The 20724-nt window shown below is 66.1% G+C and carries 12 protein-coding genes; 7 read left to right on the top strand and 5 right to left on the bottom strand.

The annotated features are described in order from the left end of the window. Window positions 1-35 precede the first annotated feature (35 nt). The 4 genes from IEX24_RS11920 (at window position 36) to IEX24_RS11905 (ending at window position 6178) form a co-directional block, all read left to right on the top strand. Window positions 36-1565 (top strand): catalase, encoded by a 1530-nt coding sequence (locus tag IEX24_RS11920; RefSeq protein ID WP_188678548.1) that lies wholly within the window; start codon window positions 36-38, stop codon window positions 1563-1565. A 190-nt stretch (window positions 1566-1755) separates the two neighbouring features. Further along, window positions 1756-2421, top strand: a complete 666-nt coding sequence (locus tag IEX24_RS11915; RefSeq protein WP_188678546.1) for a PadR family transcriptional regulator — start codon at window positions 1756-1758, stop codon at window positions 2419-2421. 81 nt (window positions 2422-2502) lie between these two features. After that, entirely contained in the window at window positions 2503-4239 is a 1737-nt protein-coding gene (locus tag IEX24_RS11910; RefSeq protein WP_188678544.1) for a DHA2 family efflux MFS transporter permease subunit, read from the top strand. A 772-nt stretch (window positions 4240-5011) separates the two neighbouring features. Then, window positions 5012-6178 carry a mechanosensitive ion channel family protein gene (locus IEX24_RS11905; RefSeq protein WP_188679064.1) on the top strand — a complete coding sequence of 389 codons (1167 nt, stop codon included), beginning with the start codon at window positions 5012-5014 and terminating at the stop codon, window positions 6176-6178. A gap of 115 nt (window positions 6179-6293) precedes the next feature. On the opposite strand, the gene IEX24_RS11900 is transcribed toward IEX24_RS11905, so the two are convergent. Together IEX24_RS11900 and IEX24_RS11895 are read right to left on the bottom strand one after the other, a co-directional pair. Continuing rightward, entirely contained in the window at window positions 6294-8906 is a 2613-nt protein-coding gene (locus IEX24_RS11900; RefSeq protein ID WP_188678543.1) for a glycoside hydrolase family 15 protein, read from the bottom strand. Between the two features lie 106 nt (window positions 8907-9012). Beyond that, entirely contained in the window at window positions 9013-9882 is an 870-nt protein-coding gene (locus tag IEX24_RS11895; RefSeq protein WP_203585992.1) for a VOC family protein, read from the bottom strand. A 77-nt stretch (window positions 9883-9959) separates the two neighbouring features. Here IEX24_RS11895 and IEX24_RS11890 point away from each other — a divergent pair, with 77 nt between their 5' ends. After that, the gene (locus tag IEX24_RS11890; protein WP_203585991.1) at window positions 9960-11201 is read left to right on the top strand and encodes a Bcr/CflA family efflux MFS transporter; all 1242 of its coding nucleotides are present in this window, start codon (window positions 9960-9962) and stop codon (window positions 11199-11201) included. Between the two features lie 69 nt (window positions 11202-11270). Next, window positions 11271-12317 (top strand): LLM class flavin-dependent oxidoreductase, encoded by a 1047-nt coding sequence (locus IEX24_RS11885; protein WP_188678540.1) that lies wholly within the window; start codon window positions 11271-11273, stop codon window positions 12315-12317. Window positions 12318-12483: 166 nt separating this feature from the next. Here the strand turns inward: IEX24_RS11885 and purF are convergent, their stop codons facing one another. Then, window positions 12484-13941 carry an amidophosphoribosyltransferase gene (gene purF / locus IEX24_RS11880; protein ID WP_188678538.1) on the bottom strand — a complete coding sequence of 486 codons (1458 nt, stop codon included), beginning with the start codon at window positions 13939-13941 and terminating at the stop codon, window positions 12484-12486. Window positions 13942-14212: 271 nt separating this feature from the next. Then, entirely contained in the window at window positions 14213-16144 is a 1932-nt protein-coding gene (locus tag IEX24_RS11875; RefSeq protein ID WP_229715273.1) for an esterase-like activity of phytase family protein, read from the bottom strand. Between the two features lie 243 nt (window positions 16145-16387). Between IEX24_RS11875 and purM the strand changes: the two genes are divergently transcribed. Next, window positions 16388-17542, top strand: coding sequence for a phosphoribosylformylglycinamidine cyclo-ligase (gene purM, locus IEX24_RS11870; RefSeq protein WP_188678536.1), 1155 nt, complete (start codon window positions 16388-16390; stop codon window positions 17540-17542). Between the two features lie 621 nt (window positions 17543-18163). On the opposite strand, the gene purD is transcribed toward purM, so the two are convergent. Then, entirely contained in the window at window positions 18164-20467 is a 2304-nt protein-coding gene (gene purD / locus IEX24_RS11865; RefSeq protein ID WP_188678534.1) for a phosphoribosylamine--glycine ligase, read from the bottom strand. Window positions 20468-20724: the final 257 nt, after the last annotated feature.

The raw sequence follows: 20724 nt of genomic DNA, 5'->3' as shown, positions 1-20724 counted from the left end.
CCGAAATTCGAATATATGAAACCGATGGAGAGAACATGACCGAATACACCACCACCAACTCGGGCGCCCCGGTTGCGAGCGACGATCACTCGCAGAGCGTCGGCGCCGACGGCGTCATTCCTCTGCACGATCACTACCTCATCGAGAAACTCGCGCAGTTCAACCGCGAGAAGGTGCCGGAGCGCATCGTGCACGCCAAGGGCGGGGGAGCGTTTGGCACCCTCGAGATCACCGATGACGTGTCGGCCTTCACTCGCGCGGCACTTTTCCAGCCCGGCGTCACCACCGAGGCTCTCGCCCGATTCTCGACCGTCGCCGGCGAGCAGGGCAGCCCCGACACCTGGCGCGACCCGCGCGGTTTCGCGCTGAAGTTCTACACCACCGAGGGCAACTACGACCTCGTGGGCAACAACACGCCCGTGTTCTTCATTCGTGATGGCATCAAGTTTCCTGACTTCATCCACTCGCAGAAGCGTCTGCCGGGTTCGCACTTGCGCAACAACGACATGCAGTGGGATTTCTGGTCGCTCTCGCCCGAGTCTGCCCACCAGGTGACCTGGCTCATGGGTGACCGTGGCCTGCCCGCCTCTTGGCGCCACATGGACGGCTTCGGCTCCCACACCTACCAGTGGATCAACGCTGCGGGCGAGCGGTTCTGGGTGAAGTACCACTTCAAGACCAATCAAGGCATCGAGATTCTGAGTCAGGAAGCAGCCAACACGATCGCGGGCGAAGACGCCGACTTCCACATTCGCGACCTCGGTGAGGCCATCGACCGCGGCGACTTCCCCTCCTGGACTCTCTCGGTGCAGATCATGCCCTACGCCGAGGCGGCGACCTACCGTTTCAACCCGTTCGACCTCACCAAGGTCTGGCCGCACGCCGACTACCCGCTGCACCGCGTCGGCACGCTCACGCTGAACCGCAACCCCGCGAACTACTTCGCCGAGATCGAGCAGGCCACCTTCGCCCCCTCGAACTTCGTACCCGGCATCGCGGCCAGCCCCGACAAGATGCTGCTCGCCCGCATTTTCAGCTACGCGGATGCTCACCGGTACCGTGTCGGAACGAACCACGCTCAGCTGCCCGTCAACGCCCCGCATGCGGCCGAGGTCAACTCGTACTCGAAAGACGGCGCGGCGCGGTACGCCTACAACTCGCCGGCCGTTCCGGTGTACGCGCCGAACTCAGTGGGCGGGCCTGCTGCGTCACCGGATGCCGCGGGCGACTCCGCGGGCTGGCAGAACGACGGTGAACTGCAGCGCACCGCCGCGACGTTGCACGCTGAAGACGACGATTTCGGCCAGGCCGGCACCCTCGTTCGCGAGGTGCTCGACGACGCCGCGCGCGAGCGTCTGGCGAACAACATCGCCGGTCACGTAGGCCAGGTGACCATCCCCGAGATCAAGGCGCGCGCGCTGCAGTACTGGCGCAACGTCGACGGGTCGCTCGCCGACCGCGTCGAGGCCCTCCTTGCCGAGGGCGACATCGACCCCGAGGTAGCGCCGCCGAACGCGGCCGGCCTCAACCGCGAGTCGCAAGCAGACGTTTCTCTGAAGGTCTAGCACGGCCATTCGAGCTACGGGTTTGTGCGGGGTGTGCAGTTTCCACACCCCGCACAAACCCGTTTGTCGATTGTGGAACCGGGTGCCTGCTCGGTGGTTTGCGTTCGACGTGAGATTGGCGTATATTCCATGTGGAATAGTTCACACCGAATAGTTCCGCTGGAATACGTTCTCGACGAAAGGATTCAGCATGGCATCCACTGCCCTCACGCCCCTGGGTCTGTCGGCGCTCGCGCTGCTGACCGAAGCGCCGATGCACCCCTACGAGATGTACCAGCTGCTCATCAGGCGCTTCAAAAGCGAAATCGTCAAGGTGCGCCCGGGGTCGCTTTATCACGCGGTCGACCGGCTTGCCCGCGACGGGTTCGTCACCGTTGCGGGAACGGGGCGCGACGGCAGTAGGCCCGAGCGAACTACCTACGAGATCACAGCGGCCGGTCGTTCGGCGCTCGAGAATCGTGTCTCCGAACTGCTGCAGACCCCTGCGAATGAGTACCCCGAATTCGAACTGGCCATCAGTGAGGCCCACAACTTGCCTCGGGCCACGGTCATCCAGTTGCTCACCCTGCGGCTCACCGAGCTGCGCGGTCAACTGTCGGTGGTGCGTGACATCATTTCGCAAAAGAAAGAAGAAGGCGCGCTCCGGTTGTTCTGGTTGCACGGTTCGCATCGTGAGGCGCTATTGATCACCGAGATCGCATGGATCGAGCAGCTTGTGGCCGACCTGACCGCACACCGTCTCGAGTGGATGGACGACGTCGACTTCAACCGTGCCGAACAGGCCGCCGCCCCGGCGCACGCCGACTACTTTCTCACCGCTGACGAGACCGAACTGACCGCCGCTTCTGCGGGCTGATCGCCGCACTTCGCCCCCCACCACTTCACTTCACACCGCCTTTCCCACCGCTCTCCACAACACTTTAAGGAAACCACTTCAATGGAAACCATGGCAAAACCGTGGCCCGCGCTCTGGACGTTGGTGATCGGGTTCTTCATGATCCTGGTCGACAGCACCATCGTCTCTGTCGCGACTCCGGCCATTCAAAAAGGTCTCGACGCCGACATCAATGCCGTCGTCTGGGTGACCAGCGCCTACCTGCTGGCCTACGCCGTACCTCTGCTCATCACCGGCCGCCTCGGTGACCGCTTCGGCCCGAAATACATCTACCTCGCCGGTCTGGTGATCTTCACGCTCGCCTCGCTCTGGTGCGGCTTCGCCGGTGACATCACCACGCTCATCATCGCCCGCGTCGTTCAGGGTCTCGGCGCCGCGCTGATGACCCCGCAGACGATGGCGGTCATCACCCGCATCTTCCCCGCGACGAGCCGTGGCCAGGCCATGGCGCTCTGGGGTGCTGTCGCCGGTATCGCCACGCTCGTCGGCCCGATTCTCGGCGGCGTGCTCGTCGACGGTCTCGGTTGGGAGTGGATCTTCTTCGTGAACGTTCCAATCGGCGTGATCGCGTTCGTTCTGGCCGTGAAGTTCGTGCCCGTGCTGAAGACGCACGAGCACAAGTTCGACATTCTCGGCGTGTTTCTGAGTGCCATCGCTTTGTTCTGCATCGTGTTCGGCATTCAAGAGGGAGAGACCTACAATTGGGGCACCATCACGGGCATCATCTCGGTGTGGGGTCTCATCATCTTCGGCATCGTGATGCTCGGGGTGTTCATCGTCTGGCAGGTCTTCAACCGCGGCGAACCGCTGCTGCCGCTGAAGGTGTTTCGCGACCGCAACTTCTCGCTGGCGAACATCGCCATCACGGTGATGGGTTTCGTCATCACCGGTATGACGCTGCCGTTCATGCTCTATGCGCAGGATGTTCGTGGTTTGACCCCCACCGAAGCCGCGCTGATGCTCGTGCCCATGGCCGTGTTCACCGGCGGCCTCTCGCCCGTCGTCGGCCGTCTGGTCGACCGGGTGCACCCGCGCTTGCTGACGCTGTTCGGCTTCGTGGCGCTGTCTGCCGCACTGTTCTGGCAGGCGTCGCTCATGACGCCGAACGTCGAACTCTGGCAGCTGCTCTTCCCGCTCGGCTTGCTCGGTGTGGCGAACGCCTTCATCTGGTCACCGCTCTCGACCACAGCCACTCGTAACCTCAACCCGCAACTCGCGGGTGCCGGTTCGGGCGTCTACAACACCACCCGCCAGGTGGGTGCCGTCATCGGTAGCGCCGCAATCGCAGCGCTCATGCAGTCGCGCTTGACGGCCGAGCTTCCGGTCGCGGCCGGTAGCGGCGGCGCCGGTGCGGGTGAGGGCGGCCCGCTGCCAGATGCCCTGAAGGCCGGTTTCGCAACTGCCATGTCGCAGGCGATGCTGTTGCCCGCCATCGTGGCGCTGCTCGGTGCCGTCGCGGTGATCTTCTTCGCAAAGCCCGCGGCCCGCACCTGGGGCCCCACCGCAGGCACCCCGGTTGCCGCAGACACGGCGGCCTCCGCCGCCGCGCCGGCCTCAGCCACCGAAGCCGCACCCGTGGCGGTCCCCGCCACCGCGTCTGCCTCGGTGTCAGCCCCCGGTTCCGTGTCAGTATCGGCGGCGGCCACGGCCTCGAGTGCCACGGCAGCCCAGTCAGCGCCCACCCACTCGGGAGCGCACGCGGCCGGAACGCACGCAGCTGGTGCTCACGCCGCACCTGCCCCGACCGGCCACACTGCCCCGCCGACCACCGCGAGCTGACCTCGGCTCGCGCCCAGCGCCACCAATCAGCGCCCGTTCGGCGCATCTTCACCCGACGAATGGGTTCAGATGCTCCGAATGGGCGCTTTTACATGTGCGACCGCGCGCAAGGCGGCGTACAGCCATGCTCGCCTGATGTGGCGTGCATTCAGGCCAACAGTGTTCGCGCGCAGACGACTGCGGGGTTGGCCGGAACGCCAATAGACCAGGTTCCGCGCGACGTGGCAGGGTTTTCGCGTGAGGCTACGGGTCGGTGGGGGATCAAGCCGACGGGCGCAAAGTCAGTAGGCACGACACTAATCAGTGCGCCACGAATCAGTGATGCGACGAGTGGTGGAAGCTATGACCCCCGGCGCCCGAATGAACACCGTTCGAAGCGCCGCCTGAGCCGCCGCCCGACCCGAACACTGAACTGCCGCCCGAGCCGATTCCGCCGTTGGTTGACACCCACGGCGCCCCGGTTGCGGGAGTGTGGAAGGTGATTGGACCGCAGCCGGCGGCGCACAAGACGACGCTCGTCGCCACCAGCGCAGCGATCGACAATCGACCAGCTGCGCGACCATAGCGCGAACGATTCATCATAAGTGAGAGTCTATCATTAACAAGTTCCAATGCGTGAAGTGAAGCCTTCCGCTCAGGGGTTACGGAGGTTCGGGAGAGCGGGCGTGACAGGGTGGAGTAACCGAAGTTTTGTGCGGCGTCGCTCGAAACCCATCTCACGAAGTTTGTGAAGGATGCGTTCTTGACCGAAATTTTCTCTACCCTGAGCGGTATGCCCTGGCTGCAAACCCTCATCTTCACCGTGATCGCTGTGGCGATCGCCATCGTTGTCACCGCGGTGGTCGCCTTCATCGTGCGACGAATCGCGCGCCGAAAAGACTGGGCCGGCCTGCTCGTCAAACGTGCACGCATGCCGTTTCGCATCTTTCTGCTCGTCATTGCGTTGTGGGCGGGCGTGCAGGCCTCGAACCTCGACCCGTGGTGGCGTGAGTTTCTGAGTCACAGCATGCTCGTGGCATCCATTGCTGCCGGCACCTGGCTGGTCTGCGCGCTGGCCATTTTTCTCGAAGACCTCGGGCTGGCGCGCTACCGCACCGACGTGCCCGACAACCGGCATGCCCGGCGGCTGCGAACACAGGTGCTGATCATCCGGCGCATCACGGTCGTTGCCGCGGTGCTCATCGGGCTCGGCGCGATTCTGCTGACCTTTCCGGGTGTCTCGGCGGCGGGCGCGAGCCTGCTCGCTTCCGCCGGACTCATCTCGATCATCGCCGGCCTCGCGGCCCAGTCGACCCTGGCGAACGTCTTTGCCGGCGTGCAACTCGCGTTCAGCGACGCCATTCGCGTCGACGATGTGGTGATCGTCGAAACCGAGTGGGGCCGCATTGAAGAAATCACGCTCACCTACGTGGTCGTTCATCTGTGGGATGACCGGCGCATGGTTCTGCCGTCGACCTACTTCACCACCACGCCGTTTCAGAATTGGACGCGTAAGAACTCCGAGCTGATGGGCGCCGTCGAGTTCGACCTCGACTGGCGCGTGAAGCCCGACGCCATGCGCGATGAACTGCACCGCATCATGGAGAAGACCGAGCTGTGGGATCACCGCGTGGCCATTCTGCAGGTCACCGACGCCCTCGCGGGTTACGTGCGCATTCGCATTCTCGTCACCGCGGTCGATGCGCCGACGCTCTTCGACCTGCGCTGTTACGTGCGCGAATCGATGGTCAGCTGGGTGCAGCAGGTCAGCCCGCAGACGGTTCCGCACAGCAGGGTCGAGCTGTCTGAGACCCCGCTCGAGTCAGATGCGCCGCGCAAGAAGACGGCGCCGTCGAAAACGCCTCCGGATGCGCTGTTCAGCGGAGACGCGCGGTCTGAGCTGCGCGGCAGCCAGTTCACGGGCCCGGTCGAGGTGCAGCGCGTCGACCCGCACGAGTAACGACGCCTCTCTCGGGCGAAAGCCGAGCATCCTGTGGGCCGTACGTGCGACCTCGTCTGGTGACGAAACGCACATACGGCCCACAAGATGAGGGTGGCTGAACGTGCTCGGCGAACTAGAAGGTGCCGGTGTAGGTAACGTCACCGCCGGCGGGCAGCGTGTGCGTCGTGTTGCCGGGCAGCTGCCAGTGGATGGAGCCGTCGGCCGCCTTCGTGAAGAACTTGTACTCGATGGCCGAACCCGCGGGCAGCGAGACCCGAACCGACCAGTTCGGGTACGTCGCCGACGACAGGCGAATGGCCTTGTCGGTCTTCCAGCTGCCGAGTGCCGCGCTCGCGCCCACCACGTAGACCGTGTCGCCCCAGCTGGTGCTGGCGTTCTCGGTGAGGGTGACGTTGACCTGGTTCGCGTACCGGTCGGCCACGATCTTGGGCGTTTCGACGTTGGCCGGCGTACCTGCCGCCCGCGGCGCACTGATCGACAGCGCGAGACGTACGTACTGCGCGTCAGCCCAGGCGAGCGGCGCGGCCGAGTTCGTGGCCTGACCGTCGGTGAAGCCCGGGATGCTCGTGGTGTCCCACACCTGCTCCGGAATCATGTACGCGGCGTTCGCACTCGCAGCCATCGCGGCCAGGTCGGTCTGCGCGTTCGCCACGTTGCCGTTCGCGAGCTCGTACTCCCCCCGTTCACCCGTGAGCACGGGCCAAGCGCGCCCGATCGTACCCGGGTCTGAGTTGTTGAACGGCGTTCCGTCAGCCTTTTCGCCGTAGCCGTCTTCGCTGTAGCGGTGCCACATCGGGCCAGCGGGCGTGTCTGACTTGAGCACAGAGTCGACCACGCCAACGGATGCGCCGATCACGGCGTCATTCGCCGGCTTCACTCCGAGGCGCGTCAGCTCGAGAAAACTCGGATCGATCTCATCGCGAGCATCGAGCTTCAACCAGCCGTTGGAGTCGGTCAGGATTTGGTTCTCGTCGGGCGTGCCATTGTGGTTGATGCGTTCGTAGTGCGCGGTCGAGATGTCGCCGGTGTGCGTGACCGTCCACGACTCCACGCTCGCCTGCCAGTTGTCTGCGGTGGCGAGGTAGCTCGTGGCCCGCGCGGTGTCGCCGTTCTTCGTGGCGATGTCTGCTGCCGAGACGAGCCCGGCGATCTCGGCCGCGATCGTGGCGGGCGAGTAGCCGCCCTGTTCTTCCCAGCGCTCTTGCGGAGTGCTCACGCCATGCGCAACGAGGTAGTCGGCAGAGAGCTCGACCTTCGCCCACGTCGCCGCATCCGTTATGCCCAGCTGGTCGGCGAGAATGGCCGGGTCGGCGATCTCGTCGTACTGGAGGCCGTCGAGCCCCGCGATTCCGGCTCCGTTCACGGTCGAGTTGTGCGGAATACTGCCGTCGGAACGTTCTTGCGTGCCGAGAATGTAGTTCAGCGCTCGCACGGCGGCCGGTGTGTCGCCGGCAGCGTTCAACGCGGTGGCGGTGTTGTAGAGGTCGCGCGCCCAGACCGCGTGGTACCCCGGCGCATTGCCTGTTCTCACCTCGCCCCACGGCGTCGAAAGCGATGCCACGAACGCCCCCGGGTGAGTCTTGTCTTCGTGCGCCCGCAGTGTCATCAGCGCCACGTCGTACTGCGTGAGCAGTTTGGGCGTGCCCGCGACGCTCGCCGGCGCGGCCTTCAGCGTGGTGAACCAGCTGTGCCAGCCGCCCACGTAGGCGGTTTCGCGGTCGGTGAAGCCGGCCAGTATCGATGCGTTCGAGTTGAGCTGCGCTTCGGCAGTGGATGCCCCGAACCCGAGCGAGAGCATGAAGGTGGTATCGCGGCCCACCGGAACCTCGGCGGTCTGCACGATGTTTCCGGGCGTCGTAGCGCTGTCATAGACGCCGGTCAGCTTGTGGCTTGTGGTGAGCTGGCTGAACCCATCGGTCGCGTCGCCGCTGTACCCACTGGTGGTTGTGGTGAACTGCAACGACGAGGTGAGCGCACTGGCCACGCCGCCGCCGCTAGCCACCAAGGTGTGACCGACCGTACTCGCAATGTCGGCGTCAGCGTTGCCGAGCGAGGGGTTGTAGAGCGCGTACAGGTGCAGCGGAGTCGTGCCGGTGAGCTGCTCGAAGTGCGTCGCAATGAGCATGGTGGAGCGGTCGGGGTCGGTGACGTACTTCTTCGTGATGCGATACGAACCGTTCTTGGCGGTGTCGATCTGGGTGTACTCGAGCGCTTGGCTGTCGCTGAGCACGACCTGCTGAGTAGTGTCAGTCTCTTCAACACTCGTGTACCCGCTGTTGTCGGTCACGACGTATTGCAGGTCACGAGTCTGCGGGCTGTCGGCTGTGGGATAGAAGACCTCGGTCATTTTGCCCGGGCCGAGGGTGTACCAGACGTGCGACTTCGACGTCGATGGGTCTGCGGCGAACGAGGTGCCGAGCCCGAGTTTGTCGCCGCTCGTCCAGGTGGATGTGATGCCCGGGCCTCCCGGCGCCGCAAGGGTGGCGGGAGCATCCGTCAGCGTCGAAGCCGTCGCCGAAGCGATCTGCCCGGCGCAGAGCGGGGCCGCGAGTACCGCCGTCAGCGCGGCGGCGACGAGCGTGGCTCGACCGAGTCGGCCGAGTGGATGCCCGGCCTGACCGACTCGGGCGTGGGCACGCCCGGCCCGATCGAGCGGCGTCGAGCCGTGCCCGGCGCGCGGCAGCTTTCGCCGGGCGCCAGAGGGAGAAAGATTGCGTCGTTGCATTCACTGTTCCTTGAGGTCTGATCGGCCCGCAGAGCTGCGGGCTTCACCTCATAGAGAGTGCGAACGTGCCGATCTATTACGCCACTCGGCCGAACTGACAGCGAATTCAGCCAGCAGTTCGCACCTTCACGGCGCTGCCCCAGGGGTCTTCGATGAGCAAGCTCTGCCCGTCGTTGGCGAAGGGAGTGCCGTAGTGGGCGAGCCGCTCTTCGAGTGCACCCAGATCATCCGGAGCAGGCACCACGATGTCGACCTCGGCGAGCCCCAGCGCGAGCTTTCGCCGCCCTGCGCCCGCGCTTTGCCAGGTGTTCATGGCCATGTGATGGTGGTATTTGCCGGCCGACACGAAGAGGGCGCTGTCGCCGAACTCCGCGGTGGTCTCGAAACCGAGACGCTTCACGTAGAACTCTTTTGCGCTCGGCACATCGCCCACCGAGAGGTGCACATGGCCAACGGATGCCCGGCCGACGCGCGGGCTCTCGATCAGTTCTGGCGTGAGGTACGTCTTCACGAACTCGTTCGGATCGATGGAGAGCGTCGCCATCTCGACCTGGCCGTGAATCCAGCTCCATTCGGTGCGGTCGCGATCCCAGTAGAGCTCGACGCCGTTGCCTTCGGGGTCGGTGAAGTAGAAAGCGATGCTCACCTTGTGGTCTGCGCTGCCCGTGAACGTGCCGGGCGCCTTCGTGGCGACCGAGTAGAGCGCGGCCGCGAGCGCTTCGCGCGAGTCGAAGAGGATGGCCGTGTGATAGAGCCCGGCGGCCCGCGGTTCGGGGGTTTTCAGCTCGGGGGCCGACTGCAGAATAAGCACCGCCGTGCTGCCTCGGCCGAGCACTGCGACGTCGCCGTGCTGGCTCAGCAGTTCGAGCGTGACGGCGTCGCGGTAGTAGCGAATCATGGCGTAGAGGTCGCCGACGCGCAGGGTCACGGCACCCATGCCAGCGTCGGCCGGAAGCAGCTCAGTCGAAGTATTCATTGTAGCTACAACTATAAATCGGCCGCGCGCATTCCCGGTAGGGCTTCCCATATGCTGTGCGAGGGGAGGATGTTCACGTGAGCGAAGCGGCAGTGGCGCGGCCGGCGGGGCGGCAGCGGATGCTCGTGGTGATTCTGCTGGCGATCATCCCGCTCAGCCAGATACCCATCGACGCGTACACGCCGGCCATTCCCGACATGATCGCTGAGCTGCACACCACCTCGACGCTCGTGCAGAACTCGGTGTCGGCGTACGTGCTCGGAATGAGCATCGGGCTGCTGCCGATCGGCATCATCGCCGACGCTCGCGGGCGCAAACCGACGCTGCTCGTCTGCCTCGGAGTGCTGCTCGTGGCTAGCCTCGGCTGCGCTCTCACGGGCGACATCTACACCCTTCTCGTGCTGCGATTCGTGCAGGGGCTCGGCGGATGCGCGACCATGGTCATCGTTTACGCCATCGCTGCCGACTCCTTTCGGGGCGCGCGGCTCACCTCCCTCTCGGGTCTGCTCGGCGCCTCGTGGGGCCTCGCGCCCGTGCTCGCCCCTGCCGTGGGCGGCCTGCTCGTGCAGTTCGTCTCGTGGCGCGGAATCTTCGTGCTGATCGCGGTTCTCGCCCTGCTCGCGGCCGCTGTCATCTTCTTTCTGCTGCCCGAGACGCTGCCGGATGCCCGGCGAACGCCCATTCGACCCCGAGAGATTCGCGGGGTGCTCGCCTCCACCCTGCGCCGCCGCATCTTCATCGGCCTGACGCTGATGTTCGCGGTGTTCGCCAGCGCCCAGCTGATGTTCGGCGTCGTGGCACCCCTGCTCTACGAGATGCAGCTCGGCCTCTCGCCCGCGTTCTACGGGCTCATTGCGCTCGTCGTGGGGGCCGCCAACCTGATCGGCGAGCTGTCGACCAGCTTCTTCGCGACACGCATTTCGTCGCGGATGCTCGGGTTCGCCGCCCTCGCCTCGTTCACTCTCGGCGCGGTGGTGCTCGCCCTGAGTGGCACTCTCGTCGGCCCGCACCTGGTGTGGATCACCGTGGGCGGAGTGCTCGCCCTCGCCGGCTGCGGGGCGCTATGCCCGCTGGCTTACGGGCTCGTCATGGGGCTCTTCGAGCGCAACCTCGGCCTGATCGGCGGGCTCACGTCGGCCATCTGCTACCTCTTCGTGGCCGTCGCCATGGGCGCCGCCGCAGGGTTGCCCGACGACTCACAGGCTCCGCTCGGCTATATCTACGTGGCGTGCGCCATCGCGGGGTTCGTGCTGCTGGCGCTGTGTCTGCCGCGTCGAAGCCGAGCTACAACGCCAACCTCGACGGCGACACTCGCGTGAGCTCTGCCAGCATCCATACGAATGCATGAAAGCGGGAATATCTAGGATGCTCAGGGCGCTGTACCGGGTATGAAGAAGCGCATCGGATTTCTCTCGTTCGGTCACTATCAGCCCGTGCCCGGATCGCAGGCGCGCACGGCTCGAGATGCGCTCATTCAGAGCATCGAGCTGGCCGAGGCCGCCGAAGAGCTCGGCATCGACGGGGCGTATGTACGCGTGCACCACTTCGCCAGGCAGCTGGCGTCGCCGTTTCCGCTGCTCGCCGCCATGGGCGCCCGCACCTCGCGCATCGAACTCGGCACGGCCGTGATCGATATGCGGTACGAGAACCCGCTGTACATGGCCGAAGAGGCTGCGGCAGCCGATCTGATCAGCGGCGAGCGGCTGCAGCTCGGCGTGAGCCGCGGGTCACCCGAGACCGCGCTGCGTGGCTCGGAGTCGTTCGGGTATGTTCCGGCTGACGGCGAGACGGATGCCGATCTCGCGCGCTCGCACACGGAGCTGTTTCGGGCGGCCATCGCCGGTGCGCACGTTGCCCACGCCAACCCGCAGATGACGGGTTCGGCCGGCACGCTGGCCATCGAACCTCGTTCGGCGACGCTCGGCGACCGCATCTGGTGGGGGTCTGGCACTCGCGCCACGGCCGTCTGGGCGGCGGAGCAGGGCATGAACCTGCAGAGTTCGACGCTGCTCACCGAAGACACCGGGGTGCCGTTCGATGAATTGCAGGCGGAGCAGATTGCGCTCTATCGCTCGGCATGGGCATCTGCTGGCCACACTCGTGAGCCGAGGGTCTCGATCTCGCGCAGCGTGATTCCCATCACGTCAGACCTCGATCGCCGCTACTTCGGCTCTGGTGCCGCGGGGGAATCGTCAGACCAGGTCGGCTACCTCGACGGCGGCCTCGCCCGCTTCGGGCGCTCGTACACGGGCGAGCCCGACGTGATAGCCGCTCAACTCGCCGCCGACGCCGCGGTGCAGGCGGCCGACACCGTGCTGCTCACCGTGCCTAACCAGCTCGGCGTGGAGTACAACGCCCACTTGCTCGCCACCATCGCCGAGCACGTGGCCCCGGCCTTCGGCTGGTCGCCGAACTTCGCCTCCGCGACCGCCTGACTCGGGCATCCACCCGCCCCTGCCCCCACCCCGCTTGCCGAACGAGAGGTCGAAATCTCTCCCAAACGGCGGGAGGTTGGAGAGATTTCGACCTCTCGTTTGGGCGCGAGGCGAGCCGAAGCCGGGGATGAATGCGGGTTACGGATGCCCGGGGTGGGGTATCGCGTCAGGAGTTCTGGGTGCGCTCTACCCAGGCGAGGTACTCGGGGCTGACGGTGCCGGTGACGTAGTCGCCGGTGAAGCAGCTCATTTCGAGGTGCTCGACAGAGGAGCCCTCGATGATCGCCGCCTCCATGTCGGCGACCTCTTGGTAGATGAGGTGGTCGGCACCCATATAGGCAGCGATCTCGGGAATCTTGCGGTTGTGAGCCACGAGCTCGTCGCGTGAGGGCATGTTGATGCCGTACACGTGTGGAAAGCGTACAGGTGGTGCGGCCGACGCGAACGTCACCTTGTTCGCACCCGCCTGCCGCGCCATGTCGACGATCTCTTTCGAGGTGGTGCCGCGCACGATCGAGTCGTCGACGATGAGCACGTTCTTGCCCTTGAACTCGGTCGACATGGCGTTCAGCTTCTGGCGCACCGACTTCTTGCGCACGGCCTGGCCGGGCATGATGAACGTTCGGCCCACGTAGCGGTTCTTGTAGAACCCTTCGCGGTACTCGATGCCGAGCTTCTGCGCCACCTGCATAGCCGCGGGGCGCGAGCTGTCGGGGATGGGCATCACCACGTCGATGTCGCCCGACGGGGTCCACTGCGCAACAGTGTCGGCGAGACGGTTGCCGAGACGCAGGCGCGCCTCGTACACCGAGATGCCCGAGAGCACGGAGTCGGGGCGGGCCAGATAAACGAATTCGAACGAGCAGGGCACGAGCCGGGCATCCGGAGCGCACTGCTTGGAGTACATTTCGCCATTCATCGTGATGAAAACGGCCTCGCCTGGAGCGACATCGCGCACGACTTCGTAGCCGAGCGACTCCATGACGAGCGACTCGCTCGCCACGACCCACTCGTCGCGCCCCGACTCGAGGGTGCGCTTGCCGAGCGTGAGCGGGCGGATTCCCCACGGGTCTCTGAACGCGAGCAACCCGTGCCCGGCGATCATGGCGATGGTGGCGTACGAACCCTCCACGCGCTGGTGCACCCGCGAGACCGCAGTGAAGACCTGCTCGGGGTCGAGGTCGAGGCCCGAAACCTGCTCTTGCAGTTCGTGGGCCAGGATGTTCAGCAGCAGCTCGGTGTCTGAATCGGTGTTCAGGTGCCGACGGTCGATGTGAAACAGTTCTTGCGTCAGTTCGCGGGTATTGGTGAGGTTGCCGTTGTGCACGAGGATGATGCCGTACGGCGCATTCACATAGAACGGCTGCGCCTCTTGCTCGCTCGACGCGTTGCCCTTGGTGGCGTAGCGCACATGGCCGAGACCCATTGTTCCGAGAAGCGAGCGCATGTCTCTCGTTCGAAAGGCTTCGCGCACATGGCCTTTGGCTTTGATGATGTGGAAGATGTCGCGCTCGGCGGTCGCGATGCCCGTGGAGTCTTGGCCGCGGTGCTGCAGCAACAGCAAAGAGTCGTAGACGAGTTGATTGACGGGCTCAGACGAAACGATGCCAACGATGCCGCACATGCTTTGGCGGGCTCCAGACGGTAGAGAAAAACAGGCCGTTCTCTATTCTACGGTCGCCATTCTGTGCGGTTCCCCTCTGTCAGGCTCTGTCAGGGCTGCCCGGTGCCGCTGCGGCCACTGGATGCCCGGCAGAACGCGCCCGGGCCGCGGCGTTGAGCGCGCGGCGGTTACGCACAAGCACCTCCCCGAGGGCTTAGGTGCTTGTGCGCAACCTCGACGGCCTCGGCTCGGCGAGGGGATGCGATGCGGGCGGGGTGGTGCCCCGACTCGGTTAGCGGTGGGTGCCGATGCGGTGGCGACGGGTGGCGACGAAGGTCGCCGCGCCGGCGATCAGCAAGGCGAGGGCCGCGAGGAGGGGAGCCGTGGTGTCGAGTCCGGTGCTGGCGAGGGTACCGCTGCCGGGGGCGCCAGCCGCATTGCCAGAGACGGCGCCGGAGCCCGTGCCTGCCGCGCCCGACCCCGAGGTGCTGCCGCCCGCCGCCGCGGGAGCGACCGTGATCGAGACTGTGGTGGTCACCGGGGTGGCCGGCAGCTTCGCGGTGTCGACCTCGAGGTACTGGCCGTCATCCTGCGTTCCGTCGGCCAGAATCTTCGGAACGAGCGCGAACGGGTGCGAGACACCCGCAACGCTGCCCGAGAGCCCGAAGTCGCTGTCGTTCGAGATGAGCAGGGTGTGGGCATCCAGCGGATAAATGCCTTCGATCTTGTCGTGGCCGAAGAAGCTGCCGTCGGGGCTGAGCGTGCCGAGGGTGGCGCCGAGGTCGAGGTAGAGCGACTTCGAAACCGGCGTGATGCCGCGGGTCGTAAGTGCTGCGGTCACGGCGGCGGTGGTGAACGGCGAGACCTTCGCGGCGAAACCTTCCACGGTGGTGGTGCCGTCGGGCAACGCGGCGGCGTTCGCTGCGGCAGCCGGAGCAGGTGCCGTCAGCAGCAGCCCACCGTTCGAAGCGTCGTAGGTGCTGTTCGGCACAGTGGATGCCGGGCCGATGTCAGTGGCACCCGAAATGTCGATCTGGTAGATCTTCTTCGACACCGGGTTGGTAGCGCTGGCCGGCGGTAGGTTTCCGTCGCGCTCATCGACCAAGAAAGTGGTGTTCGACAGCGCCGTAATCTCGCTCGAGGCAATGCCGAGCTTGCCCGGGTCGCTCAGCAAGTAGGGGTACTCGTGCACCTGGCTTCCGTCGAGTGGGATGGTGACGAGCCGCGTGACGGGCATCGCCTTCGGCTTGATGCCGTTGAGGTCTTGCTGCACGAGCGAACTCTGCATGAGGCCGACGAGGGTCTTGCCGTCAGGAGTGATGGTCAGCCCCTCCATGCCCTGGTTCGGGTTGCGCAGTTTCAGTTCGGCGGGCAGGGTACCGTCATCGGGCGAGAACCCGCCGATCTTGGTGCCGTTGCTGTCGAAGTGCCAGACGTAGGGACCGTATTCGTCAGAGACCCAGAAGGTGCCGTCGGGCAGAGCGACGAGGCCCTCGGAGTCGAATCCGTAGGGGGAGGCCGGCAGCGGGCTTCCGTTGATGTCGGTGATGGTCTCGTTGGTCGACGCCTGGGAGTTCACTTGGCCGTTGAGGGGCGTGCCGTTCGCCGCCTTCAGGGGAATGTTGCGCACGAGGGTCGCCTGACCATCCACCAACTGAAACTCGCCGATGGCGGGGGTGAAGCTCGGAATCGGCTCGATCTTTGTGCCGTTCGGCCCGTCGACGTTGGGGCCGCGGTCGGTGAGGCCGTAGATGAAGCCGGGTTTGCCGGGCACAGCGGTGACCGATGAGCCGTAGCCGCCAGCCGTGACGTTCACGCCTCCGAAGGATTTGAGGGGCGGTAGGTCGGTGGAGAACAGCTTGACGGCGTCAGAGCTTGAGATGGTGAAGCTGTCAGTGCCCGTGAAGCCGGCGTTCGGGGTGTAAGTGTATTTGCCGAAAGCATCGATGCTGACGGTGCCGTTCGCGGGGGCGGTGTGGCCGAGCACGGCGTTGCCGTAGCCGGTGTTGTCGCCGAACGCGTTCGCGGTGACGGCGGTGCCGGGGGTGGTCGACGCGGTGGTTTCGCTCGCTGCCGTGCTGCTCGCTACGGTGCCGCTCGCTACGGTGCCGCTCGCTACGGTGCCGCTCGCGAGGGCGGATTGCGAGCCCGAGACGGCGAGCAATGCCGCGAGGCCGAAGCCGACGGCGGCCGCGCCCGCACCAGAAAGTGCTGTGTGCTTCATGAATCTCCTATGAAAACCGAATGTGTTCAGACGCTATGGGTCTCGGGTTTCTGGCCTCTGTACGACAGGTGAACGGATGCTCGGCCCAGCTACTTCGCCGGGCACCCTTCGACGCAGCTCTGTGCGGTCGTCACGCGCCGTAGTGAGCCTGTTACGCCGTGATGAGGCAGGTACGCCGGGCTCGCTACGGCGTAACGGCCTCACTGCGGCGCGGCGCAGGGGCGAGTCTGGGAGAATGGGCGCATGACGAACAGCTACGCCGAAGCCGGGGTCGACACCGCGGCCGGAGACCTCGCGGTCGAACTCATGAAGTCGGCGGTCTCGAACACGCACGGCCCGAACGTGGTGGGCGGGTTCGGCGGATTCGCGGGGCTCTTCGACGTGTCGGCGCTCACGGCGTACCGCCGCCCGTTGCTCGCGACCTCCACCGACGGCGTCGGCACGAAGGTCGCCATCGCGCAGGCGCTCGACAAGCACGACACCATTGGTCAAGACCTGGTGGGCATGGTGGTCGACGACATCGTGGTGGTCGGCGCGCGGCCGCTCTTCATGACGGACTACATCGCCTGCGGCAAGGTTGTTCCGGCGCGCATCGCCGACATCGTTGCCGGAATCGCGCGGGGGTGTGCCGCCACCGGAACAGCGTTGGTCGGGGGCGAGACGGCCGAGCATCCGGGGCTGCTCGGGCCTGACGATTACGATGTGGCGGGCGCTGCCACAGGTGTGGTCGAAGCGGATGCTCTGCTCGGCCCCGAGCGCGTCGCCGCCGGCGACGTTGTTCTGGCGCTCGAGTCGTCGGGCCTGCACTCGAACGGATTCTCACTAGTACGCCACATTCTCTCTGGTGCCGGAGTTTCGTACAGCTCCACCTCGGCCGAACTCGGTGGCGTGGTCGGTGAAGCTCTGCTCGAGCCCACCCGGCTGTACACCGCGCCCCTCCTGCGCCTGATCGGCGGCGCCCAGGGCTTCGCGACGGGTGCCGACGGGTTCGACCACGCAGGCTACGACATCGCAGTGCCGATGGGCTCCGTGCACGCGCTCAGCCACGTCACCGGCGGCGGAATCGCGGCGAACCTCGCGCGCGTGCTGCCTGTCGGATCGTGGGTCGAGGTCGACCGCGCGACGTGGTCGCCGCTGCCGGTCTTCCGCGTGCTGAGCGACTGGGCGGGCTCCACCCTCGAGTCGGCCGAAGGCACCTGGAACCTCGGTATCGGAATGATCGCCATCGTCGCAGCCCCCGCGGCCGCGGCGATCACAGCAGCGCTCTCGGCAGACGGAATCCGTACCTGGCAGATCGGCGAAGTCGCCACCACCTCCCGCGACTTCACGGGCTTCGAGCAGGGCGCCAAGGGTGTCAACGGCGGCGCCGTGCGCCTCGTCGGCGCCTACGCCGTCTGACGCCCGCGCCCTGCCAGGCGTGAGCCGGCGGCGACGCAAACAGTCGGTGGCGTCGATGGTGAGCGGCGGCAGGGCATGCGCGCTGCTGAGTATCCACACATCGGGCACAGACTGCGGGAGTTAGGTCGGAGCAGAGCGCGCATGTCGACAATACGGGCGGATATCGGCTGTGCTCCGACGTAACTCCCTCGTGCGGCACGTGGTGGGGAGCCGGCTCTCCTGACGGGGTGAGCCCGCGGCGACGCATGCAGTCGGTGGCGTCGGCGGTGAGCGGCGGCCGGGCACGTGCGCTGCCGGGCACGTGCGCTGCCGAGCATCTGCGATGCCGAGCATCCACACATCGGGCACAGGCTGCGGGAGTTAGGTCGGAGCAGAGCGCGCAAGTCGACAATACGGGCGGATATCGGCTGTGCTCCGACGTAACTCCCTCGTGCGGTAGATGGGGCGCGGGCCGGCTGGCTTTTGGGCGCGTCAGGCCGCCGGCGGGCTGACGCTGAGGCGCGCAGGAGCAGGGGAACCGGTCGGGTGACCACCGTGCCGGTCGGGTGACCACCGTGCCGGTCGGGTGACCGCCGTGTCGGTCAGGCGGCAGCGGAACCGGTCGGGTGACCGCCGAGGCGGTCAGGCGGCGGGGGAGCCGGTCAGGCGCTCGATGAGCTCGCGGTAGCGAGCGGCGGTCTGCTCCACGATTTCGGGCGGGAGCGCCGGGGGAGTGCCCTGCTTGTTCCAGTTCGCGGCGAGCCAGTTGCGCACGATCTGCTTGTCGAAGCTCGCGGTGCGGTCGCCGGAGTCGTATGCCGCCGCCTCCCAGAACCTGCTCGAATCGCTGGTCAGCACCTCGTCGGCCAAGGTGATTTCGCCCGTCTCGCGGTCGGCACCGAACTCGAACTTGGTGTCGGCGAGAATCACGCCCTTCGCCTCGGCTATCTCGGCGGCCCGCGCGTAAATGCCGAGCGAGAGGCCGCGCAATTGCGCCGCAACCTCTGCCCCGACCAGTTCGATTGTTCGCTCGTAGGTGATGTTCTCGTCGTGTTCGCCCAGCTCCGCCTTGAACGCGGGAGTGTAAATCGGCACCGGCAGCTTGTCGCCGTCACGCAGCCCGGCCGGCAGCCGAACCCCGCAGACGCTTTGGCTGGCCTGGTATTCGACCCAGCCGCTGCCCGACAGATAACCGCGCACCACGCACTCGATCGGGTACATGTCCAGCGACTTCACAACCATCGACCGCCCCGCCACATCGCCCGGCACAGGCGGCACGTCGGCGATGGAGTCGACATCGCGATCGTTGCTCAGCACGTGATTCGCGAACCCTTCGAGCTGCTCGAACCACCATCGACTCAGCGTGGTGAGCAGCTCACCTTTGCTCGGGATGCCCGGCTCCAGTACATAGTCGAACGCACTCACCCGGTCGCTGGCCACCACGAGCACCGCGCGTGCCACGGCGAGAGCGTCGCCCACCCCTCGAGCTCTGAGCGCTGAGGCGCCGCCCGCCGCGACAACATCGGCGGGAACATACAAATCGCGCACCTTGCCCGAGTACACGTGACGCCAGCCGGCAATCGGCGCGGGGCCTTCAGCTTCGGCAAGAGACGGAGAAGACGATGCTGCCGCGAGCGACTCGTCGACGCGCGCCGCGATATCGGTGCGGTACTGCCCCCCGTCGAGCCCGATCAGCGCGAGGGCCTCGTACGCGCGGTGACGCGCCTCGGCGAACCCGGCGCCGGTGGCCACCACGCTGAGCACACGGCCTCCGGTGGTGATGAGCCGGGCATCCTGAACCGCAGTGGCAGCGTGCGCAATGTGCACGCCCGAGACGGCTGAGGCCTCGGCTAATCCGGTGAGTTCGCGGCCCGTCACGGGCGTCTCAGGGTAGTTCTCGCTCGCGAGCACCACCGTCACGGCGCTGTCGTTCGAGAAGACGGGCACCGGATGCCCGGCGAGCGTACCCGTCGCCGCCGCGTACAGCAGCCCGCTGAGCGGAGTCTCGAGACGCGGCAGCACCACCTGTGTTTCGGGGTCGCCGAACCGCGCGTTGAACTCGATCACCCGAACGCCGTTCTGGGTGAGGATCAGCCCGCAGTAGAGCAACCCGATGAACGGGGTGCCGACGCGCGCGAGCTGCCGGATGGTCGGCAGCGCGATCGAGACGAGAACCTCATTGACGAACGCGTCTTCGCTCTCGAACTCGTCGTCGAGCCAGGGGAGCGGCGAGTAGGCGCCCATTCCGCCGGTGTTCGGGCCCTCGTCGCCGTCGGCGAGGCGTTTGTAGTCTTGCGCGGGCGAGAGGGGCAGCACGGTGTGGCCGTCGCTCACGAAGAAGAGCGAGACCTCTTGGCCGTCGAGAAATTCTTCGAACAGCACATCGCCGTGGGCGAGCCAGGTGTGGGCGTGCGCCTGAGCGGCGTCGCGGTCAGAGGTGACGAGTACACCCTTGCCGGCAGCCAAGCCGTCGGCTTTCACCACGTAGGGCGGGCCGAATTCGTCGAGGGCGCGGTCGACGTCTTCGGCGGTGGCCGCGCGGGTTGCTCGGCCGGTGGGAACTCCGGCGGCCTCCATGACGCGTTTCGCGAAGGTTTTGCTGCCCTCGAGCGCGGCGGCGGCCTTGCCGGGGCCGAACACGGGTATTCCGTGCGTGCGAAGAGCGTCTGCGACGCCGGCGACGAGCGGAGCTTCGGGGCCGATCACAACGAGCTCGATGCTCTGTTCGTTGGCGAAGTTCGTGACGTCTTCAGGGCTGTTCGGGTCGAGTGCCGCGACGGTGACGCCGGGCTCTGCGGCGATGCCGGCGTTGCCGGGGGCGACGATGATCTCGTGCTCGTGCTCGTGCTCGTGCTCGTGCTCGTGCTCGTGCTCTTGCGTCTCGGCGAGCAGGGCGATAACGATGGCGTGCTCGCGAGCACCGGAGCCGAGAACGAGAATCTTCACTCGACGATTCTAGGGTGGGGGGGTGCGACGGCGGCCGCCGCGATGGCGGTACGCAAAACTTTTCAAACTTTTTCTGAAAGTGGCGTAATGGATGAGCGGGAGCCCACTCTCTTATCTATGTGAGGCGCTCAACAGCCTCGCAGACGTCGTGTGGCGGGCTGTATCCCCCCTAACAGCTCGCCACACGCACCCACGAACTCGTGCGGCGGTGCGTTCCCCCGACCTGCCGCCGCACGAACCAGTTTCGTGCGAAGGGC

The organism is Subtercola lobariae (genome assembly GCF_014640255.1).
Classification (GTDB): Bacteria; Actinomycetota; Actinomycetes; order Actinomycetales; family Microbacteriaceae; genus Subtercola; species Subtercola lobariae.
The sequence above is the reverse complement of the archived record's forward strand: the minus strand, read 5'-3'. Positions and strand labels throughout refer to the sequence as shown.

Bases quoted from the DNA above. Each gene is read 5' to 3' on its own strand.
- IEX24_RS11920 (WP_188678548.1), top strand. From the start codon at position 36: ATGACCGAATACACCACCACCAACTCGGGCGCCCCGGTTGCGAGCGAC.
- IEX24_RS11915 (WP_188678546.1), top strand. From the start codon at position 1,756: ATGGCATCCACTGCCCTCACGCCCCTGGGTCTGTCGGCGCTCGCGCTG.
- IEX24_RS11910 (WP_188678544.1), top strand. From the start codon at position 2,503: ATGGAAACCATGGCAAAACCGTGGCCCGCGCTCTGGACGTTGGTGATC.
- IEX24_RS11905 (WP_188679064.1), top strand. From the start codon at position 5,012: ATGCCCTGGCTGCAAACCCTCATCTTCACCGTGATCGCTGTGGCGATC.
- IEX24_RS11900 (WP_188678543.1), bottom strand. From the start codon at position 8,906: ATGCAACGACGCAATCTTTCTCCCTCTGGCGCCCGGCGAAAGCTGCCG.
- IEX24_RS11895 (WP_203585992.1), bottom strand. From the start codon at position 9,882: ATGAATACTTCGACTGAGCTGCTTCCGGCCGACGCTGGCATGGGTGCC.
- IEX24_RS11885 (WP_188678540.1), top strand. From the start codon at position 11,271: ATGAAGAAGCGCATCGGATTTCTCTCGTTCGGTCACTATCAGCCCGTG.
- purF (WP_188678538.1), bottom strand. From the start codon at position 13,941: ATGTGCGGCATCGTTGGCATCGTTTCGTCTGAGCCCGTCAATCAACTC.
- IEX24_RS11875 (WP_229715273.1), bottom strand. From the start codon at position 16,144: ATGAAGCACACAGCACTTTCTGGTGCGGGCGCGGCCGCCGTCGGCTTC.
- purM (WP_188678536.1), top strand. From the start codon at position 16,388: ATGACGAACAGCTACGCCGAAGCCGGGGTCGACACCGCGGCCGGAGAC.